Origin of the sequence: Flavobacterium glycines (genome assembly GCF_900100165.1) — a bacterium.
Classification (GTDB): Bacteria; Bacteroidota; Bacteroidia; order Flavobacteriales; family Flavobacteriaceae; genus Flavobacterium; species Flavobacterium glycines.
This window is the reverse complement of sequence record NZ_FNEO01000001.1, coordinates 1,511,125-1,529,735: the sequence shown is the minus strand read 5'-3', so window position 1 is coordinate 1,529,735 and position 18,611 is coordinate 1,511,125. Positions and strand designations below refer to the sequence as shown.

Below are 18,611 nucleotides of genomic sequence, written 5' to 3'. Positions count from 1 at the left end.
TTGGAATTTGGAATTTAATCCCGAAATTTCGGGATTGGAATTTCTCTAAGAAATATTATGAAAAAAATACATTGTCTTTTTGCATTGATTAGTCTTTTTATGTTGAGTAGTTGTGGAATTTACAACTTTACCGGAACAGGGAAAATCGACGCTAAAACCTTTCAGGTTAATTTCTTTCCAAATAATGCCGATCTTGTAGAACCCGGAATCGACAGAAAATTCACCCTTGCATTACAAGATATTCTTCAAAATCAAACCAATTTGAACTTAGTTAAAAACGGAGCTGATTTAACTTATGAAGGAGAAATTGTAGATTACCGAATCAGTCCAATGACGGCTACAGCCGACCAACAAGCCGCTCAAAACCGATTAAAAATAAGAGTCAACGTACGCTTTACAAATAAAAAAACAGAAAAAGACGATTTTGAAAAACCATTTGAGTTTTATTACGACTATCCTGCAACCACACAATTACAGGGAGCTGTTTTAGACACAGCATTAAAAGAAATTTTTGACCGAATTACACAAGACATCTTTAATGAATCATTAGCAAAATGGTAAATTAGAGTTTATTTGATTGACCGTTTATTTGTTTAATCGATTAACAAATAAACGATTCCACGATTAAACAAAAAAACAATGAATGTAACCGATTATACTTATTTAATCAACAACCCTAATACCATTACCGAAAAGCAAACACTTGCTTTAGAGAAAGTATTAGATGAGTTTCCGTATTTTCAAAGTGCAAGAGCCTTACGCTTAAAAGGATTGTATAACGAAAGTAGTTTTAAATATAATTCGGCATTAAAAGTTACTGCTGCACATACAACCGACAGAGCTGTCTTATTTGATTTTATTAGCTCAGATGATTTCAATGCAATTCAAAAAGAATTATTCAAGAAGAAAGCAACCGAATTACTATCGATTAATGTAATTGACAGCATCGAAATTATCCCTCATAAGTTAGAATCTGTTACCAATACTTTTGAAACAGAAACAAATGATTCTGAAGACATCCAAGCAATTAATGAAACAGTCGGCACTGCTGAGGAAAAACTAGAATTAGGCAAACCTTTAGAATTTTCTAAAAACGAAACTCATTCGTTCCAGGAATGGCTTCAACTTTCAAGAATTCAACCAATAATTAGAGATTCAGAAACTACTAATAGCACAACAACTTCAAAATCAGAAGATATTTCAAAAAAGAAAAAAGAAGCTATAATTGATAAATTCATTCAAAGCAATCCCAAGATTCCGGCTATTAAACCCGGAACTCCTTCTAACTTTAATATAGATATCAACAAAGATGATACTACTTCGCTAATGACAGAAACTTTAGCTAAGGTATATTTAGAACAAAAAAAATATCAAAAAGCGATTCAAGCTTATGAAATATTAATTTTGAAATATCCAGAAAAAAGTAGTTTCTTTGCAGACCGCATAGCGGACATTAAGATTTTACAACAAAACAATAATTAAGTAATAATGAGCACATTTTCAATTTTTTTAGTTTTAATAACTATAGTTTGTTTCCTACTGATTGTAGTAATCATGGTTCAAAACCCTAAAGGTGGAGGTTTATCATCTTCAATAGGTGGTTCACAAATGTTAGGTGGTGTACAAAAAACAACTGACTTTTTAGATAAAAGCACCTGGACTTTAGCCATCGTTTTAATCGCTTTGATTTTATTATCCAGCTTAAGCTTTACAGGATCAACAAGCGATAATAATTCTAAAATTATTGATGAGACTGAAGCCGCAGCTCCTGCTGCTCAGCCAGCTGCGCCAGCAACTCCTGTTGCACCAGCTCCTGCAAAATAATTACTATTCTAAATAATTAAAAAATGCCAGCCTGTCAAAGCTGGCATTTTTCTTAAGAAAAAATGGCAGTAAAATTTGACTGGCATAATTTCTGAATAGCGAAAAGCAAATTTTAATTTAAACAATAAAAAATAAAAAATCATGACATTAAACATTAAACCACTTTCAGACCGTGTTCTGATTGAACCAGTTGCAGCCGAAACTAAGACAGCGTCAGGGATTTTTATTCCAGATACTGCCAAAGAAAAACCACAAAAAGGAACCGTTGTAGCCGTAGGAAATGGCACAAAAGATCATGAAATGACTGTAAAAGTTGGTGACACTGTACTTTACGGAAAATATGCCGGAACCGAATTAAAATTGGAAGGGAAAGACTATTTGATTATGAGAGAAGATGATATTCTTGCAATAATCTAAAAAAAAACAAACATTTTAAGAATTAAGTACTAAGTATTACAATTTTTAAAACAATAATAAACCTAAACATAAAATGGCAAAAGATATAAAATTTGATATTGAAGCACGTGACGGATTAAAACGTGGAGTTGACGCATTAGCTAATGCAGTAAAAGTAACTTTAGGACCTAAAGGACGTAATGTAATCATTGGTAAAACTTTTGGTGGACCAACTGTTACTAAAGATGGTGTTTCTGTTGCAAAAGAAGTTGAATTAAAAGACCCATTAGAAAACATGGGAGCTCAAATGGTTAAAGAAGTTGCTTCTAAGACCAATGATTTAGCCGGAGACGGAACAACTACTGCAACTGTTTTAGCTCAGGCTATCGTAAAAGAAGGTTTGAAAAATGTTGCTGCCGGAGCCAATCCTATGGATTTGAAACGCGGTATCGATAAAGCTGTTGACTCGATTGTTACCGACCTTGCTAAACAATCTCAGGTTGTAGGCAGCGATTCTGATAAAATCAAACAAATCGCTTCTATCTCAGCTAACAATGACGAAGTAATTGGTGAATTAATTGCTACTGCTTTTGCAAAAGTAGGAAAAGAAGGTGTTATCACTGTTGAAGAAGCAAAAGGTACTGATACATTTGTTGACGTAGTAGAAGGAATGCAATTTGACAGAGGATATCTTTCTCCTTATTTTGTAACCAATTCTGAAAAAATGGAAGTGGAATTAGACAGCCCTTACATTTTATTATACGACAAAAAAGTTTCTTCATTAAAAGAATTATTACCGGTTCTTGAGCCAGTTGCCCAATCAGGAAAACCCTTATTGATTATTGCTGAAGACGTTGACGGAGAAGCTCTTTCTACATTGGTAGTAAACAAATTACGTGGTGCATTGAAAATTGCTGCTGTAAAAGCTCCAGGTTTTGGTGACAGAAGAAAAGCCATGCTTGAAGATATTGCTATCTTAACCGGTGGAACTGTAATCTCTGAAGAAAGAGGATACACTCTTGAAAACACTACTATCGAAATGTTAGGAAATGCAAAAAGAGTTGCTATCGACAAAGACAACACAACTATCGTAAGTGGTTCTGGTGATGCAGAGATGATTAAAAACCGTGTGAACCAAATTAAAGGTCAAATGGAAGTAACTACTTCTGATTATGACAAAGAAAAATTACAAGAGCGTTTGGCTAAATTAGCCGGTGGTGTTGCTGTTCTTTATGTAGGAGCTGCTTCTGAAGTTGAAATGAAAGAGAAAAAAGACCGTGTTGACGATGCACTTCATGCAACTCGTGCTGCTGTTGAAGAAGGAATTGTTGCCGGTGGTGGTGTAGCTTTATTAAGAGCTAAATCGGTTTTAAGTACTCTTGTTGCTGACAACGCCGATGAAGCTACAGGAATCCAAATTGTTTCCCGTGCAGTTGAAGCCCCTCTAAGAACTATTGTTGAAAATGCAGGTCTTGAAGGTTCAGTAGTCGTTGCTAAAGTAGCGGAAGGACAAGGTGATTTTGGATACAATGCTAAAACTAATGAATACGTTGATATGCTAAAAGCAGGTATTATCGACCCTAAAAAAGTTACTCGTGTAGCATTAGAAAATGCAGCATCAGTTTCTGGAATGATTTTAACTACCGAATGCGCTTTAATCGATGTTAAAGAAGAAAACGCTGGTGGCGGAATGCCAATGGGCGGCGGAATGCCGGGAATGATGTAATACTTTCCCCAATTAAAACAAACAAAACCGTTTCGCTTTTTAAGCGGGACGGTTTTTTTATGTAAATTATTCAATTTATTTAAGAAAAAACCTAATTTTACACTTCTCTTAACCAAGCAACTTTTGTAAAATGAAATTTAATCTAACAATTTATTGTTTACTATCAGTGTTTGCATCGTTCGCTCAAACAACAAATAACCAAACTAAAATCACTGAACTAATAGAGAACTATTTTAATTATGACAGAGAAAATATTTATGTCCAATTCAACAAATCAATCTATGTTAACGACGAACATATAGGTTTCAAAGGATACATATCAAATAAAACCAGCCACCTTCCAAGTATAAATACTAGCAACATCCAACTTGTTATTTATAACGACAAACAACAAATAATTCAAAAACAATTGCTTTTTGCCTATAATGGCAGTTTTGAAGGCGATTTTCGTTTAAATAACAAATTTACCACCGGAAAATACTTTTTCCATTTTTATACCAATTGGATGAACAATTTCTTTGAAGATGAATCTTTTATTCAATCGATAGAAATAATCAACAAAGACGAACCTTATCATTTAAAAACAAATCGTCCAAATATAGAAACGGCAAAAATAAATTTATTCCCTGAAAGTGGAATAATTATTAGCGAAACCAGTAACAAAATAGGCGTTCAAATAACAGACTGTAACCAAAAAGGAATTCAAATAACTGATGGCACTTTAATCGATTCAAAATCAAACATAATATCTCGCTTCAACACTAATGCAATGGGAAATGGTTTCTTTTACTTCATCCCGGTTGCTGATGAAAAATATACTGTAAACATTAAATACGACAATAAAAATCTTTCAAAATCTTTACCTCAAATACAAAATACAGGAATTTCCATTGGATACAACAACAACCTAAACAATAATACCCTAGCCATTGTCGTAAAAACAAATGAAAACGGAGTCAAATTATACCAAAACAAGAAGTTCAACCTTGTTGTTCATCAAAATAAAAATTTAATTCAAAAAGAATTTACTTTCGAAAACAATCAACCAGAACAGTTAATACGTTTTAGCAAACTTAATTTATCAAATGGTGTAAATACCATTCGCGTTATTGACGAAGATTTAAACGAAGTGTGTCAAAGATTAATTTACATCAACACTTCAACAAAACCAATCACAAACCTTGAATTAAAACCCATAAAAAACGACAGCTTGAGTTTACTTGGTACAATTAATTTAAATAATGCCAGCCTTAGTGTTAGTATTCTTCCAAAAGACAACATAAAAACAACTCAAAGCAATTCCATCCTTGGAACATTTTACTTAAACTCTTATCTAGTAAAGCCTGAAGCCGAAACTTATCTTTATTTTGATCCTGAAAATAAAACTCAAAAACAAGATTTAGAGCTATTAATATTAAATCAAGTCGAAAATAAATACAAATGGGACAATATCAAAATGCATCCACCAAAACCACTCTACCCTTCTTTAAAAGGCACAACCATAAGCGGAATTGTTGAAAAAAAAACAAACACTCCTTCTAAATACAAAGTCTCATTAATGTCATTAAAAGACAAAATCTTCTTAGAAACAACTCTTAATGACAAAAACGAATACAAATTCGAAAACATATTTGCGAGAGACTCAACTACTTTTTTTATACAATTGATGAATGAAAAAAACGAAGCCGTATTTTCAAAAATCTCCGTTAATGTTTTTAACCCTAATACCGACAATATCTTCGCCAAAAATTGGACTAACAACATTTGCCCACCGTCTCAAAATAATGAAGAGGTAATTACTTTTAGTAGTTCAAACAAAAACGCCATCAACCTGAACAATGTGGTGATTCAAAACAACTACAAAAAAACAAAGCTCATCCACAAAGAGGGAAATAATTTTGCAACAGCATTTAAAATCAGCGATAGAGAATTTGGAAGCCTTTTGGATTTCTTAGGTCGAAATGGATATAGAACAGGCTTTAACCCTACAGACAACTCTGTATTTATTAAAAATTGTCTAAGTGATGTTGTCAGAAATACGGATAATTCTCCTGATGTTTTTATAGATGATGTGATAGTTCTTGATTTAAATTTAATCAACAATTACAGCATCGATGAAGTTGATGAAATATATATCGACAAAATGGGTTCATCAGGCTTTTCAACAGGAGGTAATGGTATTATAAAAATTTATCTTAAACCAGGAACTAACAAAGATTTTTTAAAAACAAAACTTACTTCTTTTATTTTGACCAACGGTTTTTCAAAAGCAATAACCTATAAAAATTCGAAATTTGAAACCAAAAAAGAATTTGATTACTTTGGAACTCTTGATTGGTCTCCAAATATTATCCTAAAAGAGAATTCCACTTTTGAAATTAAGTTTGCAAAAGAAAATCAGAAAGAAGTAAAAGTACAAATTGAAGGTTATTCAAATGATGGCCAATTAATTTCAGAAATCAGATACTTAACAACTTCCGAAACTCCATAATAAAAAAGCGTCTTGATAAATATTTATCAAGACGCTTTTTATTAAATCGAACAAACTTATTCTTTAGGTTCAGATGTTTTTTTCGTTAACTTAAAAATTACCGGAGACAAAGTAACCACTACCAATCCGATAACAATAATTTCTATATGTTCTTTCAAATCAATTTGATAATTCTCTAATAAAAATCCGTACAAATAATGTCCTGAAAAAATTAATGTAAATGACCAGAGAAAAGAACTTACAATATTAAAGAACATAAACTTCTTTCTATCCATGGTAACAATTCCGGCTACAATAGGCGCAAAGGTTCTAAAAATAGGCAAAAATCGCGCAAATATAATAGCTCTTCCTCCATGTCTTTCAAAAAAGTCTTTAGACTGAATAAGATATTGTTTTTTAAACCAAAAACTATCCTCACGATTATACAAATAATAACCACTCTTAGCTCCAAACCAATAACCTATCATATTCCCTAAAATCCCTGCTAAAGCTACCAACGTTGACAACAAAGTAACATTCACAAAAGCACTGTCGATAAATAATATATTCTCTATCAGCTCTCTATTATAAATTCCTGCAAGAAAAAGCAAACTGTCACCCGGTAAAAAGAAACCTGCAAATAAACCTGTTTCCGCAAAAACAATAAACAATACGATATAAATCCCTAATTTTATTCCATTAATATCAAAATGGATATAAAAAAGAGGATCAATTAAATTCTTCCAATCAAAGTTATTCATTCCTACGGATTTTATTCGAAATATTTTGAGCGTGAAAGTAAGAATAAATTATATGAACCACAATTTATTCATTTCTTTTAAAGTTTAATTAACGATAAAAAACAAGCTTTTTAATTTTCAGCATTCTTAGAAGTGAAATTCCTGCCCCATCAAAGGAATTGAGCACTTAAATCCGTAATGCTCTTTCATTTTAATACGCAATTCATCAGTCGCTGTTGGTTCACCATGAACTAAAAACACTTTGTGTGGTCTGTTTTTTAATTCAGACAGCCAATCTATCAAATCATCCTGATCTCCATGAGCAGAAAGCCCGTTTATTTCAACCACTTTTGCTCTTACTGTATAATATTCTCCAAAAATTTTAATAGACTTCGCACCTTCAATTAATTTTCTCCCCCGGGTGCCTTCAGCCTGATATCCTACAATAAGAATGGTAGTTTCGGGAATACCTATATAATTTTCCAAATAACTTAAAACTCTTCCTCCTGTAATCATTCCACTTGCGGCAATAACAACTTTTGGACCTTTATCATTTATGGCAGCTAAAGTTTCTTCGTAATCAGAATTAATTACAAACATTTTACTCATTTCCTGACAATCAGCGAATTTTAATTTATGCCATTTGGTATTATTAAAAAACACTTCAAAAGCCCCCATCCCCATAGGCGAATCAACTATAAAAGGAATATTAGGCAGTCTGCCTTCTTTTTTTAACTCCCAAAGCAAAAACATAATACTTTGAGCCCGTTCTACAGCAAAACTGGGAATAATAACTGTCCCTCCATTTCTATACGTTTCTTTGATATAGGTTTCCAATTCTAATTTTGGGTCGGTATCAGGATGCAAGCGGTCGCCATAAGTACTTTCTAAAAACACCAAATCGGCTTTTTGAGGCTTTACAGGAGGATAAAGCAACACATCATTATCACGACCAATATCCCCGGAAAAAACTAAAGTCTTCCCTTCCACCTGAACACTTATACTACAAGCACCTATGATATGTCCTGCCAGAAAAAAAGTAGCTTCAATTCCTCCTTCTAATTTGATTATAGTTTCAGGCGTAACAACCGTTAAAAAAGGAAAAACTTTTTCAGCCTGATCCACAGTATACAAAGGTTCTGCTATTTCGTGTTTAGAACTATTTTCCCGGTTCGCTTTTAAAGCATCTTCTTCTTGAATTTTGGCACTATCTATTAAAATCAATTTAGTTATTTCCATAGTAGGACCGGTACAATAAATCTTGCCGCTAAATCCCTGTTCTACTAATCTTGGTAACCAGCCACAATGATCCAAATGCCCATGTGTTAACAATACAAAATCAATAGTTGAAGCCAGAACAGGAATTGGTTCCCAATTAAGTTCCCGCAAAGGTTTTATACCCTGAAACAAACCACAATCAATTAAAAAACGAACTTCATCCGTCTCAACTAACGTCTTCGATCCTGTTACAGTTCCTGCTGCTCCAATAAATTTAATTTTCATAATGTGGTCTTTTCAATTAATAACACTTACACAAATCAGTTACTTCTCTCAGTACATTTTTTATTCGTCCCGGACTAATACCTATTTCTTTTAAATCAGCCCGATTATCAATTAATTCTTTTACAAGAATGATATCTATCAACAATAATTTTTCTTTCTCAACCTTTGTTAATGTCGTCAAACAAGTTACAGGATACAAACAATCATGGTTGTTTTTCAATCTTAAATTTTTTTTCTCAGGATAATCCCAACTTAACAAATTAATCCCTGAACATTCGGCAAAAGCAATTGCATCTGCTGTAAATCGAGTATTGGTAACAATCCAGCAACTGGATATTTTTTCTTTGTTGGAAAAAAGAGTATAATTATTTCCTCTTAAATCATTAAATCTGGAAAAAACATACAAAGGAACTTTTATATCAGAAGCGGCCTCTCTTCCGGCATGAAACTTACATTCTACCATAGCAATCTGATTGTTTTTCTTTATCAGAATATCAATCTCATGCATTACACAATTACCTTGCAAAATCACATTAGACTTCGTTTCATACTTTTCAGCTTCAAAAAGTCGGGCTATGTATTTTTCGAAATAAAACCCTTCCGGCCCCAACATTTCGATCGCCGCACGCAAGTTGTAACGGGCAGCGTGAGAATGGGTATGCTTTTTCAATAAAGCAAACGCTTTTTTATAAATATTTTTAGTCGAAATTCCCTCGTAAATTTCTTTGGTAATTTCCTTCATGATAGATTCAGCCGTATAAGCATCAGCACCGGATTTTAACAAGGATGCCGTAAGTTTCTCCGGATTAAAATTAACAACTGCACCGGAATGTTTTATAATTTTCATATCGCTTTAATTACTAATTACCAACTGTAAGAGCTTATTAAAATTACACAAAAAATCTTAGGAATTACGCTTTTGAAAATAAAATGCAGGAATAAACAGTAAAACAAACACGGGCTGAATAATAAACCTGCGAATATAAAACAGCAGTAAATTATTATTAGAACCGTAAATCTTAATAACTAAAAACAAAGCCACTATCAAAACTACAAAAGCTATGAAATATAAAACAAAAGAAAACCGAAGCATCACAGGGTCTTTGAAAATCACATAAATCAACCCTAATGAAATTAACATATTCAAACCATATCGAAATAACAGACTCAAAATCAACCGAAAAGTAGTAAACTCCGGTAAAGGCATATTATTAAAATCCCCTTTAAAATAGGCTAAAAAAGGATCATAAAACAACACATTCTCATAAAAACGAACCATAATAAAGCAAAGCAGTAAAGCTGCAATAACGAATAACTTCAAAGCCTGAGAAAACAATCTATTTTGCATACAATGAAAATTTATTCACCCAAATTACCCACAACGTAAAAATAACTCCATATATAAACAACGGAAAAACAATATCATGCAATAAGTCTTTTTGCTCCGGAAACCAATACAAAGCAGAACATAACAAAGCAATGCGAACTACATTTAAAGTATAAATGAAAATACTTCCACCTGAAACAAACAATAAAGTAGGCTTTAATTTCCCCGAAAAAGCGACTACAAATGATACAAACAAAATAATAACACTAATCGCATTACAACCTTCAATCATTCGTGCAACAGCCCGCTGATTGTAAAGAAACATAACAAAAGATTCATTAGGCATTTCCTGAATCTTAAAATCCACCTGAAAAGTAGTAAGTAATTGTTTGGTGTTTTTAGCCACAAACTGGGTTATCGAATCCACTGAGTTTTCATCAAAACGAGACAAAAACCCCTGATAAACCAAACTCAAAATTAAATACGTCAGGAAAAATTTGGCCAGAAAAACCAGAAAAGGGCGATATAGAATAAGGTATTTTTTCAAAACTTGATTTTTCTCAAATTTATACAAATAACTTTTAATTATTACTTTATTCTTTCGATAAGAAATTACAGCAATTGCAATACAATACTGTAGTACATTTCATTATATTTGAAAAAAAAATTACACCAACAATGAAAACCAACCTATTAACCGCAGCATTATTATTAGCAACATTTACAAGCTTTTCTCAAATCATAGAACCTACCCGTTTCTTCCTTGATTCTCTAAAAAACATAACTAATGAACAAAATTCGAAATATATACGTGTAGTTCAAAACTACAAAAATCAACCTGATTTATTTCTTTTCACTGATTATTATACATCCGGGGCTGTAAGCATGAAAGCAATTTCAACTGACAAAGAACGAGCTATTTTTGAAGGACCAAAATTAGAATATTATGAAAGTGGTGAAAAGTACAGAGAATCAAATTATGTAAAAAACAAATTGACTGGAAAACAAATTGAGTTATACAAAAATGGAAACAAAAAACAAGAATCAAATTACGTTGACAATAAATTAAACGGAGAACTGCTGGAATGGTATGAAAATGGAGAAAAAAGAGCTATTAAGGAAACCACCTGGGATAAAGAAACAAAAACCAGTTTAATAAAAATAAACCAATTTTGGAATAAGGAAAAATCACAAACAGTCATTGACGGAAACGGTTATTATGAATTTACAGATGACAAGGGTTACGAAAAAGGTTCAATTCTGAACGGAGAAAAAAACGGTGTTTGGGAAGGAGAAAATTTTCAAGAAAATTTTAAATATTCTGAAGTTTACCAAAACGGAAAGTTAATTTCAGGAATAAGCACTGACAAAGAAAACAATAAATATCCTTACAAAGTATTAAACGAAATAGCCACATACTCGAAAGGTATGCCTGAATTTTACCGCTTTATTGGACTTAATTACAAATCTCCAAATATAAAAGATTTAAAAGGAAAAATTTACATTCAATTTATAATAAATAAAAATGGAAATTTAAGCTATTTCAATGTCACCAAAGATCTCGGTTTTGGAACAGCTGAAGAAGCAGTAAGAGTATTAAAAAAATCTGAAAATTGGATACCAGGCAAATTAAGAGGAATCCCAATAAAGTCTTTATTTAACTTACCAATTTCAATACACACAGCCGACTAAAACATTTTCATAACCAATATTATACAACAAAAAAATGAAAACCAACTTAACAACCTTAATTTTAGCATTCTTATCAATAATTACTTACGCACAAACATCAAAAAATGACAAAATCATTTTTCTGGATTCCAAATGGAAAGAAACTACTCCCGAAAACTACAGTTATACAAGAATCATTAAGAATTACAATTCAAAGCAAGATCTTTATGAAATAAAAGAATTCTATAAATCAGGGGCTATTAGAACTGAAGGTTTTTCAAAAGATAAAAACCAATTTGCCAAAGAAGGAGAAATTATTACCTATTATGAAAATGGCAACAAAAAAGAAATAAGCCATTATTCAAATAAAAAATTAATTGGTAAAGAAGAAGAATGGTACGAAAATGGGAATAAAAAAAGCGAAATTGAATACACCCCTGAAGAGAAAGAAACTCAAAATAAACTCAAAATTTTAAATTACTGGAACACTAATAATATCCAAACAGTAATTGATGGTAATGGCGATTATGAAGAAAACTCAAAAGATTTTTACAGCAAGGGCAAATTAAAAAATGGATATAAAGATGGTATTTGGGAAGGAAAAGATCTCAAGGAAAATTTTACTTTTACAGAAATATACCAAAATAATAAATTTATTTCAGGAGTTAGTACAGACAATAACAATCAAAAATATCCATACAAAATATTAAATTTAAAACCGGCACCTAAAAACGGAATAAATGACTTTTATAAATATATTGCAAAAAATTTAAAGTCCGCTGATATTCAAAACTTAAATGGCCAAGTGCGTGCAACTTTCTGGATAGATAAAGATGGTAAAATCACTGATATTAAAATTTTAAAAGATATTGGCTACGGAATAGGAGAAGAAGTAATACGACTTTTACAAGCAATGGAAAAATGGATTCCTGGAACTAAAAGAGGTGTTCCTCTCAAAATGCAACATTCACTACCTATTTCATTTAAAGGAGCAACAGTCAATTATGAAAATCAGAATCCCACACCTGGGGAAGATCTAATTAAAAATACAAATCCTAATTGGTAGAAAATCAAAATATTTGAATTGCATTGTCAATTCAAAATAATGTATTACTTTTGCTGCCGTCTTACAATAACTGTTTGACATACATAATAATCATTAAAATAATATTAGCATGTACTTATCTAAAGAAGTAAAAGCAGACATCTTCGCTAAACACGGAGGAAAAGCAGAAAACACAGGATCTGCAGAAGGACAAATCGCCTTGTTCTCATTCAGAATCAACCACTTGACTGAGCACTTAAAAAGAAATCGTCACGATTACAACACTGAGCGTTCTCTTGTGAAATTAGTAGGTAAAAGAAGAGCTTTGCTTGACTACTTAAAGAAAACAGATATCAACAGATATCGTGAAATTATCAAAGTATTGGGTATCAGAAAATAGTCAATATAAAAAAGAGGTGCGCAAGTACCTCTTTTTGTTTTTAAACAAATTAAACTCCTTCTGCCGGATGGCATGAGGAAAAACAAAAAAAGTTTGGTTTTTCATTGGACATCACACAACAACTACAACAACACAACACTCGTCCGTAGTATAACCAAAACAAAAGGAAATTTATGATTCCACAAGTAAAACAAGAAATTATCGATTTAGGAGATGGAAGAAGCATCTCAATCGAAACAGGTAAATTAGCCAAACAAGCTGATGGTTCAGTTGTTGTTCGTTTAGGAAACTGTATGCTTTTAGCAACAGCGGTATCGGCAAGAACTTCTAACCCGGGCGTTGACTTTTTACCATTAACGGTAGATTACCGTGAAAAATTTGCTGCAGCAGGACGTTTCCCTGGAGGATTCTTCAAGAGAGAAGCAAGACCAAGCGACAGCGAAGTATTAACAATGAGATTAGTTGACCGTGTATTGCGTCCGCTCTTCCCGGATGATTACCACGCTGAAACTCAGGTAATGATTCAGTTAATGTCTCATGACGACAACGTTATGCCGGATGCATTAGCTGGTTTAGCAGCATCAGCAGCATTAGCGGTTTCTGATATTCCATTTTACAACTTAATTTCTGAAGTACGTGTAGCACGTATCGACGGAAAATTAGTAATCAACCCAAGCAGAGAAGAATTAGAAAAATCAGACATCGACATGATGATTGGAGCTTCTATGGATTCTGTAGCGATGGTTGAGGGAGAGATGAAAGAAATCTCAGAAGCTGAAATGATCGAAGCTATCAAATTTGCTCACGAGGCTATTAAAGTTCAAATCCTTGCACAACAACGCTTGAGAGCATCTTTAGGCAATCCTGAATACAGAACTTACGAAGGTGAAGTTGAGGATGAAGCGGTTTATGCAAAAGTAAAAGCTGCTGCTTACGACAAATGTTATGCAATTGCACAAGAAGCTTCAGGAAAAAGCGAAAGAGGTGAAAAATTTGCTGCTGTAAAAGAAGAAGCAAAAGCCTTATTTACAGAAGAAGAATATGCTGAAAATGCTGATTTAGCAGGATTAGTTGGAAAATATTTCTACAAAACCAATAAAGAAGCCGTTCGTAACGTAATCCTTGAAAAAGGAATTCGTCTTGACGGAAGAAAAACAACTGAAATCAGACCAATCTGGTGTGAAACTGATTATTTACCTTCTGTTCACGGTTCGTCATTATTTACACGTGGAGAAACTCAGGCTTTGGCAACTGTAACTCTTGGAACTTCAAGAGAAGCTAACCAAATCGACTCTCCATCAGAACAAGGAGAAGAAAAATTCTACTTACACTACAACTTCCCTCCTTTCTCTACCGGAGAAGCAAAACCTTTAAGAGGAACTTCAAGAAGAGAGGTTGGTCACGGAAACTTAGCACAACGTGCTTTGAAAAACATGATTCCTGCTGATTGTCCTTATACAATCCGTGTGGTTTCTGAAGTATTAGAATCAAATGGTTCTTCTTCTATGGCAACTGTTTGTGCAGGAACTATGGCTTTGATGGATGCAGGGGTTCAAATGGTAAAACCGGTTTCCGGAATTGCTATGGGATTAATTACTGACGGAGAGAAATTTGCTGTACTTTCAGATATCTTAGGAGACGAAGACCACCTAGGAGATATGGACTTTAAAGTAACCGGAACTGCTGACGGTATCACTGCTTGTCAAATGGACATCAAAATCGAAGGATTGCGTTATGACATCATGGAGCAAGCTTTAAGCCAGGCTCGTGACGGACGTTTACATATTTTAGGAAAACTGACTGATACTATCGCTACTCCAAGAGAAGAAGTTAAAGCACATTCGCCAAAAATCATTACCAGAACTATTCCTGGAAACTTTATTGGAGCGTTAATTGGACCTGGTGGAAAAGTAATTCAGGAATTACAAAAAGCTACAGGTACTACTATCGTTATTAACGAGGTGGACGAGCAAGGTGTAGTTGAAATTTTAGGAACTGATCCTGCCGGAATCAAGGCGGTATTAGCTAAAATTGATTCTATTACATTCAAACCACAAGTAGGTGAAGCTTACGAGGTAAAAGTAATTAAAATGTTGGATTTCGGTGCTGTAGTTGAATATACTGCTGCTCCAGGAAACGAAGTTTTATTACACGTATCTGAACTGGCTTGGGAACGTACTGAAAACGTTGCTGATGTAGTAAAAATGGGTGATGTATTCCAAGTAAAATACTTAGGCGTTGACCCTAAAACTAAAAAAGAGAAAGTGTCTAAAAAAGCACTTATCGCACGCCCTCCACGTGAGGCTAAACAAGAGTAATCAGATCTTAGTTTACTAAAGGTTTATTATAAAAAATCCCATTCGTTCTGACGAATGGGATTTTTGTTTTTATAAAAAAACAAAAATCATTTTTAGATATAATTATCCTAAAAAGTGTATCTTTATTCGTATTAATCTTAAAAAAATCCCATTATGCCTTTAGAAGTTATTCAAAACACACAAGTCAACCAAATTCCATTTACTCTTTTACATTCAGACGAGGTAAGTTATCCTATATCACCATTGGCTTCGGCAAAATTAATCTCACCAACTGATGGAGCACCATTTTTATCAATAAGAGTTACACTTTATATTGATAGTGCCGTTACCGAATCACCAAGGGTACAACCAAATCCAGAAGTGATTGACAACTCTTTACAATTGTATTTTGATTATAACTATTCTGAAGAAATACCAAAAAGTCTAAATGTTTGGTATCTTGAATTAGAATATACTTCCCCAACAGTTAAAGAAATAACAAGTGTCACTTCTTACTTAAAAGACATTGATCCAGAAACTTCTACAGGAACTAAAATACTTATAAAGGGATAAAGCGAAGCAATGTCAATAATTTCAAGCGTAAATATAAAATGACCCCAAAATTTAGATTATTATACCTTTCAATTATATTCTTAATTCCTGTTTTCCTGTTTTCACAAATAAAGTCTAACAACGACGTTATAATAAAAAAAATTCAGAAAAAAGCGGCAGAATATAAATCTGAAATCAATTTTACAAAGTCTCAATCTTTTTATAAAAAAAAAGATTGGGACTCTACGCTAATATACTCAATGAAACAACTGAGTTCAAACACAAACAAAGAAATAGCAGACTATTGCCATTTTTTTAGAGGGATAGCATTTAAAGAAAAGGATCTTTACAAAGAATCAAAAAAAGAATTACTATTAATTTCTAATCAATTTGATTTTTTTACATCAGTCCAAATTCATTTAGGCACAATATCTTTCCAATTAAGTGAATTCAGAACTGCAATTCGTTATTACGAAAAGGCACTCCAATCCCCACTAATAAAAAATCAGTACTATAGTTTCGCCAAGACACAAGAAGGTATTGGCAGCAGCTATATTTTTTTAAAAGAATACAACAAAGCAGAAGACTGCCTAATGAAAAATTTGCAGATTAACGAAAAAGCAAAAAACAAAGCTGGTCTTTACAACGCATATAACATCCTTGCTAACTTATATTATGTTCAAGGTAAAAACGCTAAAGCTATTCACTATTTTGAGAAAGCATATCTCTTATCAAAAGATATAAATGAAAATTATATTAAAAATCTAGCGGCTTTTAACATGGCTGTTTTCGAAGAAAACAGAAGCAACTTCAAGCAAGCTTTAGGCTATAGAAAAGAAGCGGAGCAATGGAATGATTCCCTCAACAATCAAAACAAAATATGGGCAGTAGCTGATTTTGAAAAAAAGTTTGCGGTTGCTCAAAAACAAAAGCAAATTAAAGTGCTTGAAGTAGAAAATGAACTAAAAAACAATCAAAGAAATTGGTTGTTTTTCTCAGCAATGAGTTTATTAGCACTATTAACCGCAGGAATTTATTTGTATGCTCAAAAAGTAAAGAACGCAAAAATAATTTTACTTCAAAAAAACAAACTTGACGAACTCAACACGACAAAAGACCAACTTTTCTCTATTGTAAGCCATGATTTACGATCTTCGGTAAATGCTTTAAAAACTAGTAACACCAAATTATCAGCTACATTAGAATCAAAAAATTATGAGGAATTGAACCAACTCATCATTCAAAACAGCGGAATTGCTAATGGGGCTTACAGTCTTTTAGACAATTTATTACACTGGGCAATGTTACAAACCAAACAATTATATTTTCATAAAGAATCAGTGCATTTGTATTCTATTGTACAGCAAATGGAGTACAATTATAAACCTTTGTTACTCGACAAAAGCATTGAATTTGAAAATCTTGTTTCAAAAAACAGTTTTATATTTGTAGATCTTGATTCGCTTAAAATTATACTTCGTAATTTATTGGATAATGCCATCAAGTTTTCGAATGAAAATGGAAAAATCAGCTTTACCACAGCAACAACAAAAAACAGTTTTTGGGATTTAGTTATCAAAGACACGGGCATTGGAATGACTCAAAATACCATAAACGAATTATTAAATGACAGCGAATTATTGTCTAAAAAAAACAATTCGGAAATTATTGGAACTGGTTTAGGTTTCCAGTTATGCAAACAAATGATTCAAAAAAATAACGGTATCTTAGCCATCGAAAGCGAAATTAACAAAGGAACTACAATAACGCTTTCGTTTCCCAAAACAGCACAAAATGGATAACATTAACGTCCTTATTATTGAAGATACTCCTGAACAAAGCGAAGCATTGAACAAAGTACTGCTTGCCAACCATTATAACGTGGTAGGCATCGCTACAAATTACACCGATGCACTATCACTTTTTTACCAAAAAAAGGTCGATGTAATTATAATTGATGTTTTCCTTAATGGCAATCCTGACGGAATCACCTTTGCAGAAACCATCAACATTGTACCGAATGCTTCAAAACCTTTTGTATTCCTGACCAATTCTCAGGATCGTAAAATTTTTGAAAGGGCTAAACTCACCAAACCTTTTAGTTTTTTGATGAAACCTTTCAATGAATTAGAAATTTTATACGCCTTGGAAATGGCTGTAGAAAAATTCTACGAACAAACTAATGTTTTCTTAAGCGAAGATCAAAACACCGTTGTAAGCCATGATTCTCTTTTTATCAAAAAGAAAAATGCACTGAAAAAAGTAGCTTTAAATGACATCCTTTACATTGAAGTAGAAGAACGTTATTGCAACATTATTACCGAAAAAGAAAAGTTTGTAATTCTAATTTCCCTAACAAAAATAAGTACCTTACTTGACCCTAATCAATTCATACGAACGCATCGCAATAAAATTGTAAACAGCAATAAAATTGAAGAAATAATTCTGGCCGACAATCTTATCATTCTAAAAGGCAATTACAAAATAAACCTCAGCGACACTTATAAAGATTTTATAAAAAAAATGAATATCCTTTCTTAAAAAAGGCATAATTCATAATACATCATAAATCCTCTTATTCGAGAGGATTTTTCATTTACAAAAAAACAAACTTCATGACATAAAAAACGGTCTTTATGACAATTTAAAACATCAAAAAC

18 protein-coding genes are annotated in these 18,611 nt (G+C 32.7%); 13 read left to right on the top strand and 5 right to left on the bottom strand.

The features are described from left to right. The first annotated feature begins 57 nt into the window (after positions 1-57). The 6 genes from BLR17_RS06185 (at position 58) to BLR17_RS06160 (ending at position 6,437) form a co-directional block, all read left to right on the top strand. Positions 58-561 (top strand): LptE family protein, encoded by a 504-nt coding sequence (locus BLR17_RS06185; protein ID WP_066326733.1) that lies wholly within the window; start codon positions 58-60, stop codon positions 559-561. A gap of 78 nt (positions 562-639) precedes the next feature. Then, a complete protein-coding gene (locus BLR17_RS06180; protein WP_066326734.1) occupies positions 640-1,482 on the top strand; it encodes a tetratricopeptide repeat protein in 843 nt (280 codons plus the stop codon). A gap of 6 nt (positions 1,483-1,488) precedes the next feature. Beyond that, positions 1,489-1,824 carry a preprotein translocase subunit SecG gene (gene secG, locus BLR17_RS06175; protein ID WP_066326735.1) on the top strand — a complete coding sequence of 112 codons (336 nt, stop codon included), beginning with the start codon at positions 1,489-1,491 and terminating at the stop codon, positions 1,822-1,824. Positions 1,825-1,965: 141 nt separating this feature from the next. Continuing rightward, positions 1,966-2,241, top strand: a complete 276-nt coding sequence (locus BLR17_RS06170; protein WP_066326736.1) for a co-chaperone GroES — start codon at positions 1,966-1,968, stop codon at positions 2,239-2,241. Between the two features lie 73 nt (positions 2,242-2,314). Then, entirely contained in the window at positions 2,315-3,946 is a 1,632-nt protein-coding gene (gene groL, locus BLR17_RS06165; RefSeq protein WP_066326738.1) for a chaperonin GroEL, read from the top strand. Between the two features lie 130 nt (positions 3,947-4,076). Then, a complete protein-coding gene (locus tag BLR17_RS06160) occupies positions 4,077-6,437 on the top strand; it encodes a hypothetical protein (RefSeq protein WP_066326743.1) in 2,361 nt (786 codons plus the stop codon). A gap of 56 nt (positions 6,438-6,493) precedes the next feature. Here the strand turns inward: BLR17_RS06160 and BLR17_RS06155 are convergent, their stop codons facing one another. From BLR17_RS06155 to xrtF, 5 genes are all read right to left on the bottom strand, one after another. After that, the gene (locus tag BLR17_RS06155; RefSeq protein WP_066326745.1) at positions 6,494-7,177 is read right to left on the bottom strand and encodes a DedA family protein; all 684 of its coding nucleotides are present in this window, start codon (positions 7,175-7,177) and stop codon (positions 6,494-6,496) included. A 126-nt stretch (positions 7,178-7,303) separates the two neighbouring features. Next, positions 7,304-8,659 carry an MBL fold metallo-hydrolase RNA specificity domain-containing protein gene (locus tag BLR17_RS06150; protein ID WP_066326746.1) on the bottom strand — a complete coding sequence of 452 codons (1,356 nt, stop codon included), beginning with the start codon at positions 8,657-8,659 and terminating at the stop codon, positions 7,304-7,306. A 16-nt stretch (positions 8,660-8,675) separates the two neighbouring features. Beyond that, positions 8,676-9,506, bottom strand: coding sequence for a restriction endonuclease (locus BLR17_RS06145; protein WP_066326747.1), 831 nt, complete (start codon positions 9,504-9,506; stop codon positions 8,676-8,678). 57 nt (positions 9,507-9,563) lie between these two features. After that, positions 9,564-10,007: an exosortase F system-associated membrane protein gene (locus tag BLR17_RS06140; RefSeq protein WP_066326748.1), complete on the bottom strand. Its 444-nt coding sequence runs from the start codon at positions 10,005-10,007 to the stop codon at positions 9,564-9,566. Continuing rightward, positions 9,997-10,533, bottom strand: a complete 537-nt coding sequence (xrtF, locus tag BLR17_RS06135) for an exosortase family protein XrtF (RefSeq protein WP_066326749.1) — start codon at positions 10,531-10,533, stop codon at positions 9,997-9,999. Before xrtF ends, BLR17_RS06140 begins: the two co-directional genes overlap by 11 nt. A gap of 131 nt (positions 10,534-10,664) precedes the next feature. Between xrtF and BLR17_RS06130 the strand changes: the two genes are divergently transcribed. From BLR17_RS06130 to BLR17_RS06100, 7 genes are all read left to right on the top strand, one after another. Next, positions 10,665-11,678 (top strand): toxin-antitoxin system YwqK family antitoxin, encoded by a 1,014-nt coding sequence (locus BLR17_RS06130; protein WP_066326750.1) that lies wholly within the window; start codon positions 10,665-10,667, stop codon positions 11,676-11,678. Between the two features lie 34 nt (positions 11,679-11,712). Continuing rightward, positions 11,713-12,723 (top strand): energy transducer TonB, encoded by a 1,011-nt coding sequence (locus BLR17_RS06125; RefSeq protein ID WP_066326751.1) that lies wholly within the window; start codon positions 11,713-11,715, stop codon positions 12,721-12,723. 109 nt (positions 12,724-12,832) lie between these two features. Continuing rightward, entirely contained in the window at positions 12,833-13,102 is a 270-nt protein-coding gene (gene rpsO / locus BLR17_RS06120) for a 30S ribosomal protein S15 (RefSeq protein ID WP_066326752.1), read from the top strand. 173 nt (positions 13,103-13,275) lie between these two features. Next, positions 13,276-15,420, top strand: coding sequence for a polyribonucleotide nucleotidyltransferase (locus BLR17_RS06115; protein ID WP_066326753.1), 2,145 nt, complete (start codon positions 13,276-13,278; stop codon positions 15,418-15,420). Between the two features lie 153 nt (positions 15,421-15,573). Continuing rightward, positions 15,574-15,972: a hypothetical protein gene (locus tag BLR17_RS06110; protein ID WP_066326754.1), complete on the top strand. Its 399-nt coding sequence runs from the start codon at positions 15,574-15,576 to the stop codon at positions 15,970-15,972. A 239-nt stretch (positions 15,973-16,211) separates the two neighbouring features. Further along, a complete protein-coding gene (locus tag BLR17_RS06105) occupies positions 16,212-17,753 on the top strand; it encodes a tetratricopeptide repeat-containing sensor histidine kinase (RefSeq protein ID WP_066327520.1) in 1,542 nt (513 codons plus the stop codon). Beyond that, positions 17,746-18,492, top strand: a complete 747-nt coding sequence (locus BLR17_RS06100; protein ID WP_066326756.1) for a LytR/AlgR family response regulator transcription factor — start codon at positions 17,746-17,748, stop codon at positions 18,490-18,492. The genes BLR17_RS06105 and BLR17_RS06100 overlap by 8 nt, the downstream gene beginning before the upstream one ends. Positions 18,493-18,611 lie beyond the last annotated feature (119 nt).